The organism is Jeotgalibacillus marinus (assembly GCF_040801915.1).
Classification (GTDB): domain Bacteria; phylum Bacillota; class Bacilli; order Bacillales; family Jeotgalibacillaceae; genus Jeotgalibacillus; species Jeotgalibacillus marinus.
In genome coordinates this window covers 1-22,805 of the sequence record NZ_JBFMIA010000026.1, presented here as the reverse complement: position 1 = coordinate 22,805, position 22,805 = coordinate 1, and the positions used below count along the sequence as shown (strand labels likewise).

General features: G+C 38.6%; 23 protein-coding genes. 5 read left to right on the top strand and 18 right to left on the bottom strand.

Annotated elements, in window-relative coordinates; all coding sequences use genetic code 11:
- Window positions 1-70: 70 nt before the first annotated feature.
- From AB1471_RS15620 to AB1471_RS15555, 14 genes are all read right to left on the bottom strand, one after another.
- Window positions 71-2,818, bottom strand: a complete 2,748-nt coding sequence (locus AB1471_RS15620) for a type I restriction endonuclease subunit R (RefSeq protein ID WP_367780696.1) — start codon at window positions 2,816-2,818, stop codon at window positions 71-73.
- A 731-nt stretch (window positions 2,819-3,549) separates the two neighbouring features.
- Window positions 3,550-3,756, bottom strand: a complete 207-nt coding sequence (locus tag AB1471_RS15615; RefSeq protein ID WP_367780695.1) for a hypothetical protein — start codon at window positions 3,754-3,756, stop codon at window positions 3,550-3,552.
- Window positions 3,753-4,109: a hypothetical protein gene (locus AB1471_RS15610; protein ID WP_367780694.1), complete on the bottom strand. Its 357-nt coding sequence runs from the start codon at window positions 4,107-4,109 to the stop codon at window positions 3,753-3,755. Before AB1471_RS15610 ends, AB1471_RS15615 begins: the two co-directional genes overlap by 4 nt.
- Before the next feature lie 284 nt (window positions 4,110-4,393).
- Complete coding sequence (locus tag AB1471_RS15605; protein ID WP_367780693.1) at window positions 4,394-4,636, bottom strand: hypothetical protein; 243 nt, start codon at window positions 4,634-4,636, stop codon at window positions 4,394-4,396.
- A gap of 311 nt (window positions 4,637-4,947) precedes the next feature.
- Window positions 4,948-5,112, bottom strand: a complete 165-nt coding sequence (locus tag AB1471_RS15600; protein ID WP_367780692.1) for a hypothetical protein — start codon at window positions 5,110-5,112, stop codon at window positions 4,948-4,950.
- Window positions 5,113-5,118: 6 nt separating this feature from the next.
- Window positions 5,119-6,282, bottom strand: coding sequence for an AimR family lysis-lysogeny pheromone receptor (locus AB1471_RS15595; RefSeq protein WP_367780691.1), 1,164 nt, complete (start codon window positions 6,280-6,282; stop codon window positions 5,119-5,121).
- A 400-nt stretch (window positions 6,283-6,682) separates the two neighbouring features.
- Window positions 6,683-7,711, bottom strand: a complete 1,029-nt coding sequence (locus AB1471_RS15590; RefSeq protein WP_367780690.1) for a Gfo/Idh/MocA family protein — start codon at window positions 7,709-7,711, stop codon at window positions 6,683-6,685.
- Window positions 7,712-7,798: 87 nt separating this feature from the next.
- Window positions 7,799-8,890 carry a Gfo/Idh/MocA family protein gene (locus tag AB1471_RS15585; protein WP_367780689.1) on the bottom strand — a complete coding sequence of 364 codons (1,092 nt, stop codon included), beginning with the start codon at window positions 8,888-8,890 and terminating at the stop codon, window positions 7,799-7,801.
- Window positions 8,891-8,928: 38 nt separating this feature from the next.
- The gene (locus AB1471_RS15580) at window positions 8,929-9,747 is read right to left on the bottom strand and encodes a carbohydrate ABC transporter permease (RefSeq protein ID WP_367780688.1); all 819 of its coding nucleotides are present in this window, start codon (window positions 9,745-9,747) and stop codon (window positions 8,929-8,931) included.
- Entirely contained in the window at window positions 9,744-10,688 is a 945-nt protein-coding gene (locus AB1471_RS15575; protein WP_367780687.1) for a carbohydrate ABC transporter permease, read from the bottom strand. Before AB1471_RS15575 ends, AB1471_RS15580 begins: the two co-directional genes overlap by 4 nt.
- Window positions 10,689-10,734: 46 nt before the next feature.
- Complete coding sequence (locus tag AB1471_RS15570; RefSeq protein WP_367780686.1) at window positions 10,735-12,027, bottom strand: extracellular solute-binding protein; 1,293 nt, start codon at window positions 12,025-12,027, stop codon at window positions 10,735-10,737.
- A 35-nt stretch (window positions 12,028-12,062) separates the two neighbouring features.
- Window positions 12,063-12,815: a sugar phosphate isomerase/epimerase family protein gene (locus AB1471_RS15565; RefSeq protein WP_367780685.1), complete on the bottom strand. Its 753-nt coding sequence runs from the start codon at window positions 12,813-12,815 to the stop codon at window positions 12,063-12,065.
- A 138-nt stretch (window positions 12,816-12,953) separates the two neighbouring features.
- A complete protein-coding gene (locus AB1471_RS15560) occupies window positions 12,954-13,967 on the bottom strand; it encodes a LacI family DNA-binding transcriptional regulator (RefSeq protein ID WP_367780684.1) in 1,014 nt (337 codons plus the stop codon).
- Between the two features lie 365 nt (window positions 13,968-14,332).
- A complete protein-coding gene (locus tag AB1471_RS15555) occupies window positions 14,333-14,575 on the bottom strand; it encodes a hypothetical protein (protein WP_367780683.1) in 243 nt (80 codons plus the stop codon).
- Between the two features lie 332 nt (window positions 14,576-14,907).
- Between AB1471_RS15555 and AB1471_RS15550 the strand changes: the two genes are divergently transcribed.
- Complete coding sequence (locus AB1471_RS15550; protein ID WP_367780682.1) at window positions 14,908-15,516, top strand: hypothetical protein; 609 nt, start codon at window positions 14,908-14,910, stop codon at window positions 15,514-15,516.
- A 387-nt stretch (window positions 15,517-15,903) separates the two neighbouring features.
- Here the strand turns inward: AB1471_RS15550 and AB1471_RS15545 are convergent, their stop codons facing one another.
- From AB1471_RS15545 to AB1471_RS15530, 4 genes are all read right to left on the bottom strand, one after another.
- The gene (locus AB1471_RS15545) at window positions 15,904-16,185 is read right to left on the bottom strand and encodes a hypothetical protein (RefSeq protein ID WP_367780681.1); all 282 of its coding nucleotides are present in this window, start codon (window positions 16,183-16,185) and stop codon (window positions 15,904-15,906) included.
- Between the two features lie 357 nt (window positions 16,186-16,542).
- Window positions 16,543-16,833 carry a hypothetical protein gene (locus AB1471_RS15540; protein ID WP_367780680.1) on the bottom strand — a complete coding sequence of 97 codons (291 nt, stop codon included), beginning with the start codon at window positions 16,831-16,833 and terminating at the stop codon, window positions 16,543-16,545.
- 39 nt (window positions 16,834-16,872) lie between these two features.
- Window positions 16,873-17,337, bottom strand: coding sequence for a hypothetical protein (locus tag AB1471_RS15535; RefSeq protein ID WP_367780679.1), 465 nt, complete (start codon window positions 17,335-17,337; stop codon window positions 16,873-16,875).
- Window positions 17,334-17,543, bottom strand: a complete 210-nt coding sequence (locus AB1471_RS15530) for a helix-turn-helix transcriptional regulator (protein ID WP_367780678.1) — start codon at window positions 17,541-17,543, stop codon at window positions 17,334-17,336. Before AB1471_RS15530 ends, AB1471_RS15535 begins: the two co-directional genes overlap by 4 nt.
- Window positions 17,544-17,866: 323 nt before the next feature.
- On the opposite strand from AB1471_RS15530, the gene AB1471_RS15525 reads away from it, so the two are divergent.
- From AB1471_RS15525 to AB1471_RS15510, 4 genes are all read left to right on the top strand, one after another.
- Window positions 17,867-18,796: a nuclease-related domain-containing protein gene (locus AB1471_RS15525; protein ID WP_367780677.1), complete on the top strand. Its 930-nt coding sequence runs from the start codon at window positions 17,867-17,869 to the stop codon at window positions 18,794-18,796.
- A gap of 674 nt (window positions 18,797-19,470) precedes the next feature.
- A complete protein-coding gene (locus AB1471_RS15520; protein WP_367780676.1) occupies window positions 19,471-19,854 on the top strand; it encodes a GntR family transcriptional regulator in 384 nt (127 codons plus the stop codon).
- Window positions 19,851-20,753: an ABC transporter ATP-binding protein gene (locus tag AB1471_RS15515; RefSeq protein ID WP_367780675.1), complete on the top strand. Its 903-nt coding sequence runs from the start codon at window positions 19,851-19,853 to the stop codon at window positions 20,751-20,753. The genes AB1471_RS15520 and AB1471_RS15515 overlap by 4 nt, the downstream gene beginning before the upstream one ends.
- Window positions 20,725-22,695: a hypothetical protein gene (locus tag AB1471_RS15510; protein WP_367780674.1), complete on the top strand. Its 1,971-nt coding sequence runs from the start codon at window positions 20,725-20,727 to the stop codon at window positions 22,693-22,695. The genes AB1471_RS15515 and AB1471_RS15510 overlap by 29 nt, the downstream gene beginning before the upstream one ends.
- Window positions 22,696-22,805 lie beyond the last annotated feature (110 nt).

Genomic DNA, 22,805 nt, shown 5'->3' with positions numbered 1-22,805 from the left:
TTACAAAATAGTTCCGATTGTACAGCAAATTAAAATGGGAGATAGTCTATCCCATCTCCCATTTCTTCTATTAACTATACCGTTGTGTATGCTCAGCAATAAAATCGGCAGTACGGTGAATCATCTTTCTTTTCTTCATAAAAGGCAACTTGAGGGTGTCGCTAATATCATCTTTCTTAATGATGCCGCTATACTCGTACTCTTCGATGAATGATTGTAGCTCCTCGTTCGGGAGTCCACTTTCTTTGGCAAAAGACTCCACCTCTTCTTTACGTTTCTCCTGCTCAAATTCATTGAAAGAATCATCGATCGAATCTTGTTTTGTTAACGTTGGAACGACTTTATTTAGAAACTCTTTAATGAGCGCTACTTTCAAACGTAAGTCTTCATTATCCGCTCCATCTAACTCTTTTTCAATTTTTCGAATGGATTTTTCGCGTTCTTTCTCATCCTCCAAATTGATATTTCGAATCAAATTCATAATGTAGCTCACATTAATTCGATCGGTATGCATTAGCTCTAATTCAAAATCAATGTCTTGTAGGATGGAGACTTTTTCGACTTCTTTTTTCACTTGTTCCGCGATGTTTAAATACTTGCTTTTGTAGTCCTCATACGTTTGACTGTCAATCTTCAGCTGGTCTGGATCAAACGTAAATTCGGTAAAGGTTTTTAAGCGTACCAATAATTTCGTCAGACCTTTAAATGCATCAACAAAAGACTTTTTGTCTTCTTCTCTCTCTAAGCGATCGACATCCTCTGGTTTTGCAGCCAGTTCATACACGTTCTCCAGTGCATCATGGAACATCACCAAATATTCTTGATAGCTTTTCATTAGCACTTCATCGACTGAATGTGTTTGAGAGAAAATACGTATCGCATCATCTGTATTTTCTTTTAAGTTACGATAGCACACGATATTCCCATAAGGTTTCGTCGCTTTTTCCACACGATTCGTACGACTGAAGGCTTGTAACAAATCGTGATGTTTCAAGTTTTTATCGACGTATAACGTGTTCAGTGTTTTACTATCAAAACCGGTTAAGAACATATTTACGACAAGAAGAATATCGATCTGGGCCGTTTTCACACGCTTGGAAACGTCGGAGAAATAGTTAGAGAACGTGTCCGTTGAGAAGTTCGTACCGAAATCACCGTTATAGTCTTTCATCATGCGTTCCAGGCTATCACGTGAATGTTCCTCTTTCCCTTCGCTCTCTTCATTTGCACCAAATGAATAAATTCCTGCAACTTTAAACTTGTGCTCTGATTGTTTAAACATCTCGTAATATTGAACCAGCATCGGAATGGATTGAACCGTAAAAATAGCGGTATAGCCTTTGCTGCGAGCTTTGCGCTCATGATTATCCAAAATGTTTTTTACAACTATTTTCATTCGATCTTCGTCCAGCCATACTTCATCTGTATTGATCGCCTTAACTTTTGTCTCATCGCCCTCATCTACTTGGGCATTAAAGGTCCGCATATATTCTACGGAGAAGCCCAGTACATTCCCATCCCGAATCGCATCTTTTACTAAATACGAATGCAAACATTTCTCGAATAAGTCAGCGGTTGTTCGACCATCTTGACTTTTGTTCTCTTCAAAACGTGGTGTACCGGTAAAACCGAAATACTGTGCATTTTGGAAATGCCTTGAAATCGCTGTGTGCATCTCTCCAAATTGACTACGATGACACTCATCGATGATAAAAACGACTCGTTCATTTTTATAGATCTCCATCGCTTTTGCGTACCTTGGATTTTTCACCGCATTAGCCATTTTTTGAATGGTCGTTACAATAAAAGGGCTCATGACATTTTGAATTTGTTTAACAAGTACATCGGTTTTATCAGTTGTATCAACAGACCCTTTTTCAAACTTGTTAAATTCAGCAATGCTCTGACTGTCTAAATCTTTTCGATCGACTAAGAAAAAGACTTTTTTAATTTGAGGCTCGTTCGCTAGAATTTGACTCGTTTTAAATGAAGTGAGTGTTTTTCCAGAGCCCGTCGTATGCCAAATGTAACCATTATTCTTTGTTTCTAACGCCCTTTCCACCAGTGCTTCTACCGCATACACTTGGTACGGGCGCATCACCATCAACATTTTTTCCGTTTCATTTAACACCATATAACGGGCAATCATTTTTGCAATATGGCATTTTTCAAGGAAGGTTGAAGTAAATTCTTCTAACTTCGTAATGATGTTATTTTCCGCATCTGACCAGTAAAATGTATAGCCAAATAAAATCTCACCATCGGAATTAGAGAAATATTTGGAATCGACACCATTACTTACGACAAAAATCTGAAGGAAGCGATAGAGCCCTTTGTACGAATGCTTTCGATAGCGTTGAATTTGGTTAAAAGCTTCTTTGAAATCGAGTCCACGTCGTTTTAACTCGATTTGAACCACAGGTAGACCGTTAATTAACAGCGTCACATCATATCGATTCGTGTATTTATCTGTGACAGTGGTTTGTGCCGTCACTTGGAATAGATTTTTACACCATTCACGCGTGTTGAACAGTTCAATATAAACTTGCGATCCGTCTTCTCGTTCAATGATTTGTTTATCTCGAAGAATCTTGGCCGAATCAAAAATACTGTTCCCATCGATGATCGTTAAAAGCCGATTAAATTCAATATCAGTAAGTGGTTTGCCTTCTAATTTCTTTTCATTAAACCGATTGACCTGGGTTCGGAAGTTTTTAACCAACGCATCATAATCTGGTAATTGAACCGATTCGTACCCTTGCCTCGTCAGTTGATTAATCATATTTTTCTCTAGTTGTGCCTCTGTTTGATAATCCACGTTTTAACCCCTCATTCAATTCATATATATATATTACTATTTTACCATATTCGCTATTTTATATAACACATCTAGCGATTGCTAGTTTTCACCAATTGAACACAAAAAAAATACACCTTCTCTAGTACGATAGTAAGGGATAAAACCCACACATCCTGTACAAGAAAGATGTCTTCTATGAAACAGTTTATCACTATTTGCAACTCTATTTGCACATTTCGTTTCAAAAGATGGACTAGACCCATTATTGGAAAACATATATGTACAAAGTTTTGTGATGGGACTTAAACGATGACTCGATCGGATTGAAACGTCTGAACCATTCAAAAGGAAGCAAAAAGGCAAGTGCTGAGAAAAAACTTATACTCTTCACCAGCATTGAATTTAGTAGCGGTGACAGGTGTATCATTTTGAAAACTAGGCATTTTACTTCTCATGATTTAACTGCCTTTCTCCATCTGATGATTCGTTTAACATTTTCTAATATTTCGTTTCAGATAATCGTATCCATCCTATCTTCTCTAGTGATATGTATTTTAGATAACTTAACTTTGTGATGATCATCGTAGAAACTCCATTCTATACTTGAGTGATTCATCACACTCTTTTATCGCTTCTTTCGTGATGTTGTTATTAGTGTATCCAAACAACCACTTAAATTCTTCTGTTTAGTGCTTCTTCTTTTGATCTAACCCCTAGTTAGATTCCTCTTCATCGTTCAATTAAGCAGCTCACATTGCTTTTTTTGCCGATGACTCTGGTTGAATGATCTCTATTTTATCTGGTGCGATCAATGCCATTGCAAATTCTACTTGAGTTAGATCACGTAATAGTGCGTGCATGCATGAGATTTTTTCTTTGTGATCAAAACCATGTTCTTCTGATATCACTTGTTGAGCTGCATCAAACATCTCTTTCGTCATTTGTACTTTTGTCATAATTTAACCGCCTTTCTCCAGCGCCCCATGGTTTGAAATAATACTGTCGAATTGGATTGTGTTAGAATTTCCCACTCTTCTTTATAATAATTAAAAAACTGAACATCTGATCCACCAACGAAAGCATCAAAAGCCTCTCTCATTGGTATTTCTGGATTGATGATCTCCACCTTTTCTGGTGCAATCAAAGCTGTAGATATATCACTACTTACCATGTCGTTAAGAAACTGGTTTTCTGGTGAACGCCAGGCTCCTTCTCTCATAAAATCTAATAAATGATAATCTCTTTTCATCGATTGAATATGATCGAGTTGTTCTTGCGTCATCCTTACTTTACTCATTACTTTACTCACTCTTCTAACCTCCATTTAGTATGGGTTCACATAATGCTGTACACACATTCTGGACACCATTCAATACAAACGCTTATTTATATTCATGTTCACCGACTGTCATAAAATATATACAATCACTTGTCTTACTAAAATATTCAACCTCTTCTCCATCGAACCAATCGTTTTTCTAGCGCCTCTTATTGATAACTCTAGTCTGGTTCTATCCATACTGTAGCTATATCAATCTTTGACCTATCGTTGAGAAACCTTTTTCTGTAGAAACCCACTTCTCTATTCATACCTTATCCACTTTTCCAACCTCCTCTAGAAGAAGTACCAACCGCTTTATCAATCGCTCGTTCCAATACACAAACATTTAGTCGTCCACGTTTGTGAGTCCTGTAAATCAATTCTTCTAACAATTCATCTTTCTCAAAGCTAGTCAAATTCGATAAATCTTCCATTGTTCTCATTGCTAACGTTTCGATTTGTTCAACCGTTTTCAATTCCACAACATTTTTTTCAACTTCTTCAACAATTCTCATTTACTCCTAACCTCCAATAATTCTTCTAACTTCGATTTCCCTTCTTCCCTGTCCCACTCGACACAAATGCTCAGGAAGGACATTCGCCTTATGTATTGAACTCTTTTTCAATTTCATCCTTCAAATATCTATCTGTAACGACTAGTCCCAAAAATGCTAACACGTTTTTTATCTATTTCTGTCTCCTTATTTAATGTCATTGCATTTCCAATTTTCCGCACCTTGTCTATTTTGGAAATATGTTTTTAAATGACGAAAGACGCAACCCCATGATGGGTTACGTCTTTCTTTGTTATATAAAAATAATATAGCTATAGAACAGGTAGTTGATCCATTGTACCCACACCAGGCTCCTCACTCGTTTCGTTTGTATCAACAATTTCTAGGTTATGGTCTTCATATGTTGGTTCTTGTGCATCAACATAATCTACACCAAACATTGAAAAAGTAACACATAAAGCGAATAATGTTTTCATAACCTTTCACCTCCTTAAAGACGCATTATATACCATGTCCACAACCTTTTCTCTTTCCCCTAAACGTTTCAATTCTAAAACGCTAAACAACCCATACAATCGATCTCCACGTTCCATATATCCATCTAACGAATCCCAAAAATTTTCTGGATCGTCTGTACCCATACCTCTAATAAATTGCGTTTTAGGTGTTGCTTTTAATGTATCAAGTAGTTTCAACCCGTCTTCTTTTCGTCCATCCAATATGTATTTCAAAGCCTTATTAGTTTCATGTTTGATACTATCGATTTTTTTCCCTCTCAAAATACTAATAAACTCAATCTTTTCTACCATCCAATCCGCAGCATCATCTAATCCTATTTCTTTATAGATTTGTATACTTTTTTCTAAGTATTCTATAGCTAGAGTCGGGTCTTCATCGTGTATACAAGAGTCCCCAAGGTTCACATAGGAGGCAGCCTCAAATCGATTACCGATTGAAATCCTAAGTGATTCAAATGATAAATCTCTTGATTTTTCAAAATCACATATGTTTCGTAAATATACGGTTTGTAGTACATTATTTAAACGCATATTAAACGATTTTATTAATTTGCTTTTACTATTCTCGAGTTGAATTTCTAACTTAGGTGTATAGTCTATGATTTTATTAATTTTTTTTTCTTGTTGAAACATCACGATTTCTAAAATAGATTGAAATATTTTCATTTCTTCTACTTTGTTCTTCTGAGAAATGATTTTATTAAACAATTCTTTCGTTACATTTTCCTCAAATTGCTGATTTTTTCTTTCCATATTCAATTGGTACATAGTCGAATACTCTTTCAATTGATTTTTATGATCGGCCATCGAATCCGCTCGATCACACAGTATTTGTAACGTTTCTTTCATATCGTGTGTATCACAATACTCCATCGCCGATTTTATATTCGAAGAATTCCGAATTCCACTGATATATAACGACATCATTTTTTCTTCTTGTAACTGTCCATGATGAGCAATGATTCGTCGTACCAATGTTAAAATTTTTTCAAATTCGCTTTCTCTACCACTATTCAATACTTTATTTAATAAACTTGTTGTCATTCCACATTCTTCAGCAAAGTCCTTTTGTTTGATCTCACGTTTTTCTAAGAGGTCCTTTATTGTGTTTCCAAACGTTTCACACAAAAAACATCCCCCCCTATCTTTGTACAAAAAAGATGTACCTAACGCAGGAAACAGATATAGATATTTACTCTCTTATAATAGCACATTCCCACAAAAAGTTAATTGTTTTTTTAAAATATTTATATTTTTTAAACGATTAAAAAGATAAATAAACGAAAACAGGCGACTTTTGTACCGTCACCCTTGTCATATCGCAATTATTCTATGAGGTTCGAGATATTTAATTACAGAGAAAGGACTTCAACTGTCTGAAGTATATTTGCTAAAGTTTAGGCGAAGATAAAGTAATTTCAAAATAAATCTCTAAATCCTTGATCCCGTATCTACTTACATCAAAAAATTGACCAAAACGAGAAGAACATCTCATTTTGGTCAATTCTTTTTACCTGTTATTCTGTTGTCAGTTCTTCAATTGAATAAATTGTTTCGTTTCATTGGATTGAAGAGCAGCCAGAATGACATTCAATGACTTCATTCCCTCGTCTCCTGTAATTAAAGGAGCTGTGTCATGGACAATTGAATGAATAAAGTGCTCAATTACGTGAGTAGTTGTTTGTCCACCTTCTGCATTCGACTGGATTTTAGCCAATTCATATTTAACGATGTCGCCATTGTTATAGTGGACAACGAGCGGATAATCTGGATCAGCTTCCAGTTTTAACACCGCTTTTTCTGTATAAATCAACGTTGAGTTATCTCCGCCGGATACGTATGACCAGCTTGCAGCCAGTGTCCCAATGACGCCTGATTTCATCTTTAAAATGCACACGGCATTATCATCAATTTCTGTATTTTCTTTTGCGCTTGTTTCGACAAATGCGCCTACTTCATCCACTTCTCCCAGTAAATAGCGAATCAGGTCCGATTTATGTACCCCTAGATCACCAAGCGCGCCGATGAAGGCTTGTTCCTTATCAAAAAACCAGCTTGACCGCCCATCAATGCTCCAACTTTCCGGGCCGGGGTGGCCAAATGTTGTTTTAAAGCTATACACCTTGCCTAGCTCACCGCTATCAAGCAACTTCTTGGCTTTTTGGTGAGAGGAAACAAAACGCTGGTTATGAGCAATCATTAATACTTTATTATTTTCTTCTGCCGCATGAACCATGTTTTGGGCTTCTTCCGATGAAGTCGCCATTGGTTTCTCACAAAGAACGTGCATGCCGGCATTTAGAGCATCAATGCTTACAGGAGCGTGAAGGTTATTAGGGAGACAAACACTCACAGCATCGATCCCACCGTTCTTCAGCATATCTTTATAATCTGTGTAAGCTTTGGCGTTGTATTTGTCCGCCATTTCTTGTGCCCTGTTTTCAATGATATCAACAACGGCGACAATTTGAGCATCGTCACTTGCCTCATACTCTAGCAAGTGACGTCTTCTTGCAATACTGCCACACCCGATTACTCCTACTTTAATTTTCCCCATTTTCATTCACCATCCCATGTTTATCGTTTAATCAAGCTTTATAAAAATTTATGAATGTTACGACGTACTTTTTTACTGCACATGGCTTTACACTCTTTCTCCCGTGTCCTGCATAAGTGTGGGTGGAATAGTTTCTGTGGTCATCTTATAATAACTTTCCGTTAAGGATGATTCGTGAAAGGCATGCATTGCCTCCAGCACATGGAGCGGTAATTGTCCGCTCATTTGCTGCGGTGTGCCCATTGATAAGTAGGAGGCCATATCAACGACACCAAGCCCCCTCAAATTTGTTGTCTTGTCAGAGATTAAAGGGAGTTCAGTCCACTCATCCTCTCCATTTTTCTTTACTAATACAGGACCTCCAAACGTGTTTGGATCCGGCACAGACAGCGTGCCTTCTGTACCGTATATTTCTATATGCGGCAATCGCGTAGCCGATACATCAAAGCTCGTAATCATTGTAGCGACTGCCCCATTTTTAAAATCAAGCGTTCCAGATAAATGTGTAGGTGTCTGAACGTTGATTTTCTCCCCGCGCCTTTTGCCAATTTGAATAAATCGATCAATATTTGTCATTTGGGCTGATGCGGCCACACGATGAATAGGTCCTAACAGCTGAATCAAAGCCGATAAATAATAAGGCCCCATATCGTACATCGGTCCTCCGCCTTTTTGATAGAAAAATTCCGGATTAGGATGCCAGTTTTCAATTCCGGATTTCATTAAAAAAGCCGTTGCCGCTGTCGGTGTTCCGATAAGACCCTGCTGAATCGCATGACGGCTTGTTTGAAGCCCTGCTCCCAATATCGTGTCAGGTGCAGCATTCACAAGCAACCCTTTTTCTCGCGCCTTTTCGAGGACCCGCTTCCCTCCTTCAAAAGAAGTTGCCAGCGGCTTTTCTGTATAAAGATGTTTACCGGCTTCAAGAACTTGAAGACCGATCTCCTCATGTGCATTTGGAGGGGTTAAGCTTATAACGATTTCAATATTCGGGTGAGCGATTAATTCTTCCACTGTCAGGGCGTGTGGAATATTGAACTCCTTGGCTCTTGCAACAGCTCTTTCAAAATCAAGGTCTGCACAAGCAACCACACATACTTGTTCAAATTTCCTGCAATTTTCAAGGTAAATGGCGCTTATATTTCCGCACCCGATAATGCCTACATTTACTTTTCTCATTCAACAACTTCCTTTCATTTCAAAAATAGTTCAACACATCAACCCTTTACTGCTCCTCCAGTAAGCCCTTTTACAACCTTTTCTTGAGAGAACAAATAAACAACTAGAATCGGCAGACTTGCAAGAGCCAAAGCAGCCATTAATCCCGGTACGTTTACGGAAAATTCTCCTCTAAATGCCTGCAAACCTAGCGGAAGTGTCATACTTTCCGGACTTGAAATCAATACAAGCGCAAACGCAAACTCGTTCCACAAATGAATAGCATTATAAATAATCACAGCCATTAGAGCCGGGCTTAGCATCGGCATAATCACATGTCTGAAAATGCCAAAATGGGTACAGCCGTCGATTTTCGCTGCCTCTTCTAGAGATTTTGGGATTTCTCTCATGAATTGCGTGAGAATAAAGATGGTAATCGGAAGGCTAAACGCAATATATGGACCAATTAATGCAAACAATGTGTCATAAATCCCCATACTTTCAGATAACTTAAAAATCGGAATAAGTGTGGCATGAATCGGTAACATCATTCCGGAAATAAACAGCAAAAATAATAATCGATTAAAACGAAAATTCATCCTGCTAAGTGGATAGCTAGCTAGTGCCCCGATCACCACAACCACACCTACAGCGACTACCGTAACGATGACACTATTGATAAAATATCTCGTTAAACCAAGCTCGAATACACTTGCAAAGTTTTCTAAATTAAACGAAGTAAACAATGCAAACGGCTTTTCAAAGAACTCGCTTTGGGTTTTCAAAGCTGTTGAAATCATATACACAAAGGGGTAACCGGAGACGATCAACAGAATGAGTGCAATGAGATACAAAGGAATCTTGGACAATGACTTCATTCTGAAAACACCCCTTTCTTTTGTCTGTAATAATCAAGCAATTGAATCATAATCGTCACGACAAGCGCGATAAAAAACATGACAAACGCGATGGCACTTGCATATCCCATGTTGAAGTTTACAAATGCTTGTTTAAACATATATGTACCCATGAGTTCTGTCGCATGATTGGGACCGCCGCCTGTCATGACATAAAAGAGATCAAACGCTTTTAAAGAGCCGACAATCGCCAAAATGGATGAACTTACAATAGTAGGCATAAGGAGCGGAAAGGTAATACGAGAAAATTTATGCCACAGGCTCGCTCCATCGATGTCTGCAGCTTCATATAATTCTTCCGGAATCCCCACGATCGCTGCACGAAATAGAATCATATAGAAAGGGGCAAACTGCCACACAATAACGAACAAAACGGCAATTAAAGCAGAATTTTCCCCACTTAGCCAAGCGACATTCTCAAACCCAAAAAAGTTAATTAGTTGATTGATCGATCCATTGAGCGGATCATACATATAAATCCATAATAGTCCGATCGCCACAGTGGACATCAAGAAAGGAAAAAAGTACACACTACTCATTAATCGTATTCCTTTGATCGGTGCAAAAAGCATTAACGCCATAATTAGCCCAATCGGAATTTGTACAAAAACCGAGGTCAACGTAATCCAGGTGTTGTTTACTAGCGCTGTCCAGAAAATGCTGTCATTAAATAGCTGTATATAATTCTGAAGGCCGATATATGTCCCTACACTACTGCCGTTCCAATCATAAAAGCTATAATTTAAGGTTGCTAATATAGGGTAAACCACATAAAGAGCGTAAATGATCAAAGCAGGCGAGACAAAAAGTGCAATGGTCAGAGCATTTTTCGTTTTTTTCGTTTTTTCATTCACTTTCGCCTCTTCAAGGACTTTCTCTATTGACGTACTTGCTTGCTGCATACATACCCCCCTTTTTAACGAAGAGAAGGGGATCGCTCCCCACTCTCTATTCTAAATTTAATTCCTCTGCTGCTTTGGTTTCCATCTGCTCTGCAGCTTCTTCAGGTGTCATCGACAAACCGAAGAGCGCTTGCGTTGTATCCTTATGGAATTCTGCTAATTCTGGAGGAAGTGTTTGATCATAAGGCATTTGCAAATGATTAGCTTCCTGCACAATTTGATACATGCGATTAATCAATTCATCTTCAGGCTCCACACCTTTAATTGCTGTCATAGAACCGGTACGATTTGAATAGGCCTCTGCTGTTTCTTGGCTCGAAAGTTCTTGAAGCAGTTCAGTAGCAAGATCAGGATTTTCGCTTTGTGCAGATACTGACCATACAGGACCAGTAGCGGCTCCTATATCTTTCTGGCTACCCTCACCGCCTTCCACCGTTGGGAAAACAAAGAAATCCAGTTTTTCTTCAAATTCCGGTGCTTCTGCACGGACGTTATTCACAAAGGCAGTGGTAATATCCATCATGGCAGCCTGACCGGAATAAAGAAGCTGACGGCCCTGCCCTTCATCATAAGGAACCCCATTAAATCCTGGGTTGAAGGCGTCCATATTCACCATTTCCTGAATATATTTACCTGCTTTCACATAAGCAGCATCATCGAACCCTTTGCCCTCTCGATGAAACGCCTCTTCAAATAACTGAGGTCCTCCAATACGGCTAGCAAAATTCATTAAATAATAAGCGCCAGGCCATTTCGTCTGATTTGCCAAAGCAATTGGGATCACATCATTGTCGTTTAGCGTAGCAATAATCTCGACCCACTCGTCATACGTATCCGGGGGAGTTAATCCATACTCATCAAAAATTTCTGTGTTATAGAATACTAAGTCCAAAGATAAACTTAGAGGCACTCCGTAGACCTTGTCATTAAATGTGGCATTGCTTAAAGCAAGCTCGTTAAAGCGTTCTGTTTCAATGACTTCCGTAATATCCAAAACTTGATCCTGCTCTACAAACTGATTCAGCCAACCGCCACCCCAGCTATGAAACACATCCGGCGGGTTTCCTCCAGACATGGCTACAGCAAGCTTCTGTTTGTAGGCATCATTTGATCCGCGAAGCATTTTCACTTCGACATCAGGATGCTTTTCCTCGAATCGTTGGACAGCTTCTTGGTATACCATTTCTTTTTCACCTGCATCAATGTACCAGAAGTCCAATACCTCTTTTCCTGAATTCGTATCGTTAGCGGATCCCCCAGCGCTTGATCCTCCACCTGGTGCACAAGCCGTAAGAACTAAAAGAGAAAAAATGGTGACAAATAAATAGATGTGTTTCATTCCACTCCCCCTATGTTTTCATCTTTGTTTGTTCGTCAAGATCTATTTTTCAAATAATTGATGCTTTTTTCAATGCTCTCAAACGGTGTTGTTCTGCTTTGATCCTGTTCAATGATCCACCACTCTACAGGAACGGTGGAAATATGTTGCAAAATAGCTCCCATGTTTACTCCGCCAGTCCCCAATTCTGCAAAGAACTGTTCTCCATCCGTCGTCATATCTTTTAAATGTATAAGCGGTGTTCTATCTTGATACCTTGTAAGCCATTCCACAGGATCTTCTCCTGCTTTCTTTAACCAATACACATCAAATTCTGCTTTCACCCACTTTGGGTTTGTTTCTTCGAGTATCATTTCAAGCGGCTTTACTCCATCCTCAAAAGGAAGCAGCTCAAAGTCATGGTTATGGTAAGATAACGTGATTCCATCTTTGTGGCACATTTCTCCCACCGTATTAAGCGTTTCAATCAAGTTTTCGTAATCCTTCCTTGAATTCCTATCCCGAGGTAGAATCGGGCATACAATGTGCGAGTTCCCCAGCTCTTTTTGGTACCGGATGACTTCTTCTACATCATTTTCGAGTGACTCTAACGGCACATGGCTTGAAGCAGCTTTTAATCCAAGATTCTCTAGGACATCTCGGAGTTCACCCGCTGACAATCCTCCATAACCTGCAAGCTCAACGCCATCGAACCCCAATCCAGCGACCTTTTTTAAGGTTCCGATGAAATCTTGTTCACACTCATTTCGCAGTGAATACATTTGGACAGCGATCCCTTTTTTACTCATAAATTTCTCCCCCTATAAATGTAATCGTTTACATTTGATTATATTAAAATTGTCTCATTTATTCCGTTCTTCCAGCGGCTTAATGAAGTTAAACTGTTTTCGTTTGATTGTAACCGTTTATATTTTAAGCAAAAAACTCTATTCCACTTTCCCCTTCACATTCCAGCCACAAGACTCCCGAATAACTAATTCGCTTTTTAGCATGATTTTTTTATGCTGAAATGATGGATCATTTAAATGTTGGAGCAACAACTCCATTGAGGTGTTCCCCATTTCTATGGCCGGCTGGGCAACCGTTGTGATTCCCGGGTCAAAAATAGACGAAAATCGAATATTATCAAACCCTACTACCGCTAGCTCCCCGGGCACCTTTAATCCTTGATCTTTTGTCGCTTTTATTACACCCATCGCCATTTCATCACTCGAAGCAAACACAGCTGTTGGACGATTTTCTAGACGAAGGAGCTCCTGCATCTGCTTATACCCCGACTCAAAAGAAAAATCCCCTTCACGAATCAATCGATCATCTAATTTCAATCCAGAATGAGTGATCGCCTGTAAATAGCCAATTAACCTGTCACGGCTCAGCAACGTACCCTTCGACCCAGAAATATGGGCAATCCTCTTATGCCCTAGCTTTATTAAATGCTCGGCTGCGATTCTTCCACACGTAACATTGTCAATGCAAACCGTGGTGATATCTACTCCCTCCAAGTACTCAGAAACGAGAACAACGGGGTACTGCTCAACCAGCTCATTTAATGTTTGATTGTCAATTTTACCCGACAGCAAGATCATTCCATCCACTTGTCGCTGCCGCAAAAGATTTAAAAAATCATACTCTTTGTCAACGTTTCTGTTGGTGTTCCCCAGTAACACGCGAAAATTATTTTGCGCGGCAGCCGCTTCAATCCCTTGAACCATCTGCGAGAAGATCGTATTTTCGATATTCGGAACAATAACAAGAATCGTATTGGTCTTGCTTCTTCTGAAATGTCGGGCTAAAACATTTGGCTGGTAATTTAATTCAGCGATACTTCTTAATACCTTTTCTCTTGTTGTTTCTTTTACACTTTCCGGATTACGCAACACTCTTGAAACCGTTGCGGTAGATACATTAGCTAACTTTGCAACATCAATCATCTTTACCATACGGGTTCGCTCCTAGCATTCATCCCTCCTACACAACTAGATTAAAATGAATTTTCTGTTATGTAATCGTTTACATTTTAATTGTAAACGGATAAATTCTTAATTGCAAGACTTCATAATCTTCTTTTTCTAAAGCATCCATTTGCAATTCCAAAGATTGATCTTGGCATGGAAACTCTTGCGTAACCGATTTTAGGCATTTCGATTCTCTCATAGTCTATAAAATGGTTTGTTAAAATACTTTGAATTGTAGACGTTTTTATATACTTAATAAATGGATTTTCGATAGGTTTTCATGATTGTTTAAAAAAGTCTATAAAATGATCGTATTCTGCACTTAACGGAAATTAATTTCTATCAGCGACTTATTCTCTTTTAACAAATAAATAAGAATCAAGATTGTTATAATGCTGCGTACTCTCTCCGCGCACTCTCCTTGCTTCTAAAGCACGGCTTTCTTCAAGTTCTTCTTTTCTTTCTTGGTAAATTTCTTCCGTTTCCTCTTTCAATTCTCTAGCTTGTTCCACTGTTTGTGGTTTACCTCGATTTAGTTGAAACCTCTTTTCTGTTTCTTCGGCTTTTTTTAATAACTTGATTTTTTCAAACAATTCTTCTATTTCTCGGTAACACTGATCAATTTGATCTGTGAGTCATTTTAAATATTTTTTGGTGTTTATCAAAACAATAAAAACGCCACACACTGGACGTGATGACGTTAATGTTAAAAAATCCAATTTATACTACTTTTTTCGAGGTGTTTTTTATGCTATATTATTTATTGCTGTTCAGAAACGGACTCAAAATAGTATTGAATTAACATTAGTAGCTGTTGGTATTCCACCAGCAGATGCTGTATTAATAGCGCAATTTTTAATGTTCTTTATTTATTTTTATTAAAGGGAGTTGATCAAAATCCCTTTATAATATAAGGAGGAGTATTTTGGAATTACCATATATAGGATTAACTATATTCATCATTACTTTTGTAATATTTCTCTTTTTTACTTATAGAAGTGAGAGTAGGGAAGAAAAAGAATACCCATTATTAATATCTCTATTTGTTTCTTCAGTATTTGGTGTATTGATTACTGGATTTTTTCGTTATAGAAGTGAGAGTAGGGAAGAAAAAGAACACCCATTATTAATATCTCTATTTGTTTCAACAGTATTTGGTCTATTGATTACTGGAGTAGCTCTTTTTTTCATTTTATCTTTTACTGGGTCTCTAAATATAATAAATGGGTTTCTGAATTTACCATTAAACCAAAAACAAATTATTTATTTAGTATTATGGTACATCATTTTTGGTTTCATTATTGAAGGTACTATTGTGAAGATCTTTTTATTTTATTTCGGAAAGAAAAAACTATCATATTTTCTGATAGTAAATGTTATAAGGATTTTGTTCTTATTCACTGTTGGAACTTTATTATCTATAGATGAAAACACCAATATTAAATTTGCTATTAGCTTTACAATTTTTCTCTGTTTAATGGATATAATAACAGAACATTATAAAAATAAAAAAAAATCTAGTTATACTAAATGATGCTATCAGTTCTCTCTCGGAACAAGGGTGGCATCTTTTGCTTTTCCCCTTTGGTATAATAGCTTACTTGGCGGTCTTTGCTGCGGTTATGTTCACAAATATTTTTTATTCTTTTAATTGCCCATTCTGATCCTTTACAAAAAAATAGTTCATAAAAAGGTCGTTTGGTAGACACATATTACTTTTTTCTCATTTCTGTAGTGACTTCATTCTATTACGGAGACTAGAAAGAAAAACCGACCTACACATTTTTTGTAGGTCGGTTTTTATGATGAGACTGTATTGCACGTCGAGTTCAGGTGATTGTTATGCGGGTGGAAAGAAATCTTAGAAAAAAATAGAATAGCTGTATAACGTATCTATATTCTACCATACATATGGAATTCATTACTCCACTTCTGCAATACAAACAACAGTAACACTAGTAAGGCTATTATCTTGATTATTACCACTTCCATCATGCATATTCGCTACTATAGAAGCTGTAACTGTATCACCAGCAACTGTTCTTGAAGTTGCTATTTGCATTAGTTTTATATGATGATCACTTCCTGGATAACTAATATTAAATCCTTTAATAAATACTTCAGATTGAATTACATTCCCAGTAAAAACAAAATCATGAGTTTGCCCAAAATTTATTGTTGCGCTTCGAATTTCCGTTGCCATTGTAAATCCCTCCAATCTCAATTAAATTTCTCTCAAAGTTCTAATTACCAAATTAAAAAGCTTGCTTACAAGTGGTGATTCAACTCAGCGTGCCCAATATAAACACTCATAAGTTCAGCTCAATAACTATCATATGTATCATCTGATTATTTGCCTGTGTATTTACCCAAAAAACATAATACAAAACTAACTTACGTATTACTCTGTGTGAATCTTATGTTACTTTGAGTTACCTTGTGTGAATCGAAGAGAAAAACCCACACTACTCATGCGTAGTGTGGGTTTGCTATGTACGAAATCAAGCGCAACAAGGGCAGCCGATGATCAATGAACGATTGTTTCTGGGAATACGATCATTTAGCTCCTTTGGATATCATCCGTTGTGGTAAACATGAATTTATAATTTTCGTGGTCAAGAACAAGGGCGTCAATATCTTGATCCTCCGAGGTATTTATTTCTAACAGGTTGATCTTGTAAGATGTCTTGTCAAAATGCAATCTGATAGATAGTTCATCTTCAATAGTAGTCTCTTTCAATTTTCCTGGTAAGATAATACCACCTTCTTCTGTGAGCCAAAGAATAGTATGAACCCTACCTTTATTGATGATTTCGTCCTCTATATATTTCATAAAATCCTCAGCCATCATTATTGGTTATCATCTGATTTGGTTACTTACTAAATCGCATCATTTCCGATACTCCCGCACCCACGTTACCCCGTAGACAATGGTTGAGATGTTAATGATAGCAGTGAGAAGGTAGATAGGATACGTTGGAAACGTGCTACTTAAGAGCGGGTGAAACACCATAAAACACATAAAGATTGGTATGGTGATGCCATAAGTAGTATAAGCAGCACGTGTAGCTTTGTTGGTGATGACCGCTTCACGTTCGTCTCCTTCCGCATATTCGGTCATGCTCATGAACGCCCATGTAAGAAAGCCCTTGTTTCTGTTTCTTGTTTTAAACGAGTAGATCATATGCAACGTGCCAAAAAGTATGAGAATAACCCACGGAATAAGATTAAAAGTAATTTCAAATCCACCTGTTTCTACTACATCCACAAATGATAAATATACAGAGCTCACTACAACCGCAATCAGCGTGTACACGATAACACTTAACACGGTTTCGGTAACAATTCGTTTCATTGTTCTTCCCCTTCCCGATAGAAGATGTCTTCAATTTGTTCTCCCAGTACATCCGACAAGTTCATTGCTAGTAGGAGCGATGGGGTGTAGCTCCCTTTTTCAAGCGACACAATGGTCTGCCGAGTCACACCGACCTTTTCAGCCAAGTCACCTTGCGTCAGCCCGTGCCGCGCCCGTAGCTCCTTCACTCGATTTCTAATTGCCACGCGCTTCACCCTCCAATATATGTTAACTATAGAGTAAATCAAAAGATTTATTTTGTAAAGTTCATTTTACTTTTTGTATAGTCTATTTTACTTTTTATAATGAAATTTATTCATCTTTTAACTATCGGGTATTGAAGATAATCGTAAGGAAGAATGGGAAAAAAGAACATCCCCCTTCAATTGATATCAGGCTAATTAATTGAAATCGAGCTAGGGCAGGTATCGTTTGAGTAACCTTTATAAAAATTTTAATTCTTAAGGAAGGATTTAGAGGAAACTACTGCGAATGTAAGAAAGTAATCTACTAAAAGGAGTTGTTGCGTTTGATTTTGTTAGAGCGAGAACCTTCAGTACGTTTAGCCTGTTATGAGTTGCTGCGCTCCCACGTATCCCTCTCTCACCCCAAATCCTCGATGATCCACGATGAAATTTCCTTACTGCAAGCTGGTGCGTTCGGTGAAGAGCGCGTTGACCAGGCGATGCAACCATTTTCCAGTGAACGTTTTTTAGCCTTTCGAAATGTGGTATTTCCATTTGCCGGTGAAACAGTTCAGATCGATCATCTGTTTATCACGCCGAGCTTTGCACTAATTATTGAAACGAAAAATACGAAAGGTCATTTGAAATTGGATATCGAAAATGAGCAAATGTATCGTGAAAAAGACGGTGAGATTCAATGTTTTGCGCATCCTGTTTTACAGGTGGAGCGTCAAGCGGAAGGTTTAGCAACCGTTTTATCAAGGCTTGGGATCAAGTTGCCGATTTTTCAATTGGTGGTGTTCACCCACTCACACGTATTTTTAGAATCAACCGGGGCTGATCGCAGCCTACCACCCGAAATATGTCGCATGGAGCGCTTAGCCGTGCGCGTACGAAAAATGGTGCATAAGCAGCATAAGCAGGCGATCTATTCCACAAAACAGTTGCTTGAGATTGGTCACCAACTACTTGCTGAACGCGTGCCAGAGCTACTGTATGATGTGATGAGGAAGTTTGGTTTAGAGACAAAGGATTTAATATGTGGGGTTTGGTGCAAACATTGCGAGCGGTTATCGATGAAGTGGATAGCACAAAAGTGGCGATGTGTGTGGTGTCAATCCAAAGATGATCAAGCTTATAAACGCGCGCTTGAAGTTTATTTCCGCTTCATTTCACCGACCATTTCCAATCAACAAGCACGAAGGTTTTTAGGCGTACGATCGCCAGATACCATGCGGCGCTTATTGCTGTCCATGAATCTAAAAACGTGCTGAAAGTGTAGATCAAGAAGATATATCAGTCCATTTTAAAGATGAATGAAATCCAAAAAAGTCATGTGATGCTGCATGGCTTTTTTAATTTCATGACCACGAGTTGAATACGTCCACTAAATTTAGTTAGAACTTTTGACATGAAGTGCGGATATGTGTTGTGCAGACTTCGATAACGGTGCCTCATCCGCGGATATACACGACGCAGACTTCGATAACGATGCCTCATCCGCGGATATCTGCCACTCAGACTTCGAGAACACACCGCATTCGCGGATTTCCACCGCACAAACTTCGATAAAACACCCGTATCCGCGGATAAATCTCCGATAACAAACTCCCTCATCCAAAAAATAGTAACTTCAAACGAATTCGGAACGTCCATTTAATGTGAGTTGGGACGTTTGGCACGAGGCGCGGATATGTGTTGTGCAGACTTCGATAACGGTGCCACATCCGCGGATATACACGACGCAGACTTCGATAACGATGCTACATACGCGGATAACCGCCGCGCAGGCTTCGATAATCACACCACATCCATGGATATCCGCCACCCATGCTTCGATAAACGCCCCCCTTTTAAAACACCTCCAAAATTTCCCTATTGACCAACCGTGTCAACCGTATTACTATAGGTAGTACAGGTAACACACTTTTTTGCGAGGAGGGTGCGGATGTTTACGTTAGATACGAGGAGCCGAGTTCCTATTTATGAACAGTTGATTGAGCAATTGAAGATGATGATGATGCGTGAAGTGTTGATGCAGGATGATAAGTTGCCGTCGGTGCGGTCACTTGCACAGGAGTTGACGATCAACCCGAATACGATTCAAAAGGCGTATCGTGAGCTTGAGCGTGAGGGATTTACATACTCAATTCCAGGTAAAGGAAGTTTTGTGGCGCCATTTCAGATTGATGCGAATAAGGAGCGATTGGAGATGTTGAAAGAGGATATGGAGAAAATTGTAAGCGAGATTTTATTTTTGGGCGGATCGAAGGATGAGTTAATCCAGTTGATTGAGAAGGTCAAAGTGGCAGAGAGGGAGGATGCGGAATGATTAAAGCAACTACAGTAGATAAGAAGTTTGAAGATCTTCAAGCAGTTTCAAATCTCAACCTTCATGTTCAAAAAGGCTCCATCTACGGTCTGCTTGGATCAAACGGCGCTGGTAAAACGACACTACTGAAAATGATCGCTGGCATTTATAAACAGGATAAAGGCAACATCACGGTTTCTGGACACACTGTTTATGAAACCCCTGATTCAAAACAGCGCGTCCTTTTCATCCCGGACCAACCTTATTTTTTACATCAAACATCACTGAACAACATGGCTTCTTTTTACGAGAAAGTGTATACAAACTGGAACGCCAAACGTTTCAAACGGTTAACTACTCATTTTCGAATGGATCCAGACAAAAAGCTAAAAAGCATGTCAAAAGGGATGCAGCGCCAAGCGTCGTTTATCCTCACATTATCAACCATGCCAGAAGTGTTGATTTTGGATGAACCCTTTGACGGGCTTGATCCGGTTGTGCGCCAGCAAATCAAGAATCTCATTTTGCAGGACGTGGCAGATCGCGGCTTAACGCTGTTAGTATCCTCTCACAACCTTCGTGAAATGGAAGATTTCTGTGATTACGTGGGGATTATGCATAAAGGCACTCTGCTCTTTGAAAGAGACATGGACGAGCTGAAAACAGACATCCACAAATTACAAATCGCTTTCCGCAAAGTCCCAGAAAAATCGTTCCTTGACGGACTGGACGTGCTTCATTATGAAAAGCGAGGCAGCGTCGTGCTCTGTATCGTGAAAGGAAAAGTAGAAGAAATCTCTTCCTATGTTGTTTCATATAACCCAGCCATTTTCGATTTACTACCCTTAACACTTGAAGAAATTTTCATTTATGAGCTAGGAGGTGTTGGCTATGAAATCCGGAATCTTATCGTTGAATAAAGCACTCTTTCAGCAACAGCTACGCTCCATTAGTTGGATTACGATTTTCTTCACACTGGCGCTTATTGTTGTATTGCCACTCGCTATTTTGGTGAAAAATTATCCAGAAGAATACATTTTTCAAGGGTTCCACATTTCCAGTGGTGGTTTTAATGGTGTATTTAACTTTTATATTCAATTTCAGCTTGTTATCTATACAACATTCCCCGTTTTGCTGAGCATTATTTTAGTGAATTACACGACGAAAAAAGCCGCGACCGACTTTATGCACAGTTTGCCTTTTACGCGTCAAACCGTGCTGAACATTAACTATTTGGTCGGAGCTCTCACTCTGCTTTTCCCGCTCATTTTAACAGCTGGATTAATGGCAATCTTGCGACCTTTTCTTTATTTCCCATTTTACTCTTGGATGGAAATTGTTGAATGGGTAGCGATCTCCTATTTCATTGTTCTGGTCATCTTTATTTTTACGATGACCATTGGCATGTTTGTAGGAAATAGCTTATTACACGCGGGATTAACGTACTTATCTATCTATGTTCCCGCTACAACCGTCGCTCTTGTTCTGCTTAACATGCATTATTACGTAAATGGTCTTGCGCTATTCACCTACACGAAAAAGTTAATGGTCAATGGTATTTTCTTTGTTCGACTTTTCGTATTACCGGACAGACCATTTACAGGCTTTGAATATGTGATTTATACCTTGATCGCTGCCGTTTTGGTCGTAATCTCATATATTGCTTATGCGAAACGTCCGTCTGAGGCAACGGATCAATCAATTGTCTTCCCATTTTTCCGTCATGTATTTTTATACGGACTCACATTTTTTGCGATGTTGGTGGCTGGCTTTTTCTTTAGCGAAATTCGACAAAATACTCTTGCCTGGACCATCGTTGGCTATGTACTTGGTGCTTTCATCGCCTACACAGTTTTACAAATGATCCTTCAAAAAACGTTACACCTTGTGTGGCCTTGGAAAGGATTCATTGCGTACGGCGTATCGGTTGCGTTATTGATCATTCCAATCAATATCGTAGGAGGAGTCTACGCAAAGGAAGTGCCTAATGTGAGCGAAGTAGAGTCAGTTGAGCTTCGTAATCTACATGCAGGGGTGGAATGGATGAATGCAGGATCAATGATGAACGATGAATCCATTGAACAGGTCATTAATATTCATCAAGCGGTGGTAGCTGATCAAGACATCTCTTCCCGCTTTGATGGTACCCCCATTGTCATTAACTATAAACTGAAAAACGGTAACAGTCTTATCCGAGAATATAGCGTAGATAGAAATCACTTAGAAACATTAACAGAAGATCTACGAATTAATGAAGAATTTAAAAAGACGTACGAACCCATTTTCAAAATTAAAAACCATACAGACCTAACGTATGTTGAAGTTCCAGGACTTAATCAACGCGTGGCAGAACTTGATAAAATAGAGGAACTAGTGAAGGTTATTAAACAGGATGTGACAGATGTGACAGCGAGCCCAAGTCGATTCATATTCGTGGGTAGCGAGTATATTGGTGATTTCTATTTTAACTTTGATGTTGAAATAAATGAACCGATACCTGTACCGATGTATTCAGACTACACCAACACCATTACGTGGTTAAAAGAAAACGGTTATTCCGAAGGGCTTACGATTCCAGAAAATCTAATCTCCATTGCTGTTCTACCTAGCATGGATGACGAGATGAGAGGGAAAATGGGTATTATATATGGCGCGGAAGACATTCCAGATCCTAAATACATCACCACTGAAGACGAGGAAATGATGACACTGTATGATTTGTCCGAATTAGATTCAGACTTATTGGAATCCGACTACACCGTCCTCATGCAGTTCAGTGGTGAAACAATGGATTACAGGACTTATGGCTTTAACAAAGAAGACGCACCAGACTTCATCAAAGAAGCTTTGCCACTGCCATAAGAATGAATATTTAAACAGCCGATCCCATGCAAAAGGATTCATCAAGAATTATGCAACGGTTGAAGATCTTGAAGAACTCAAACAAATGATACAAGAAAAAAATAAAAAAC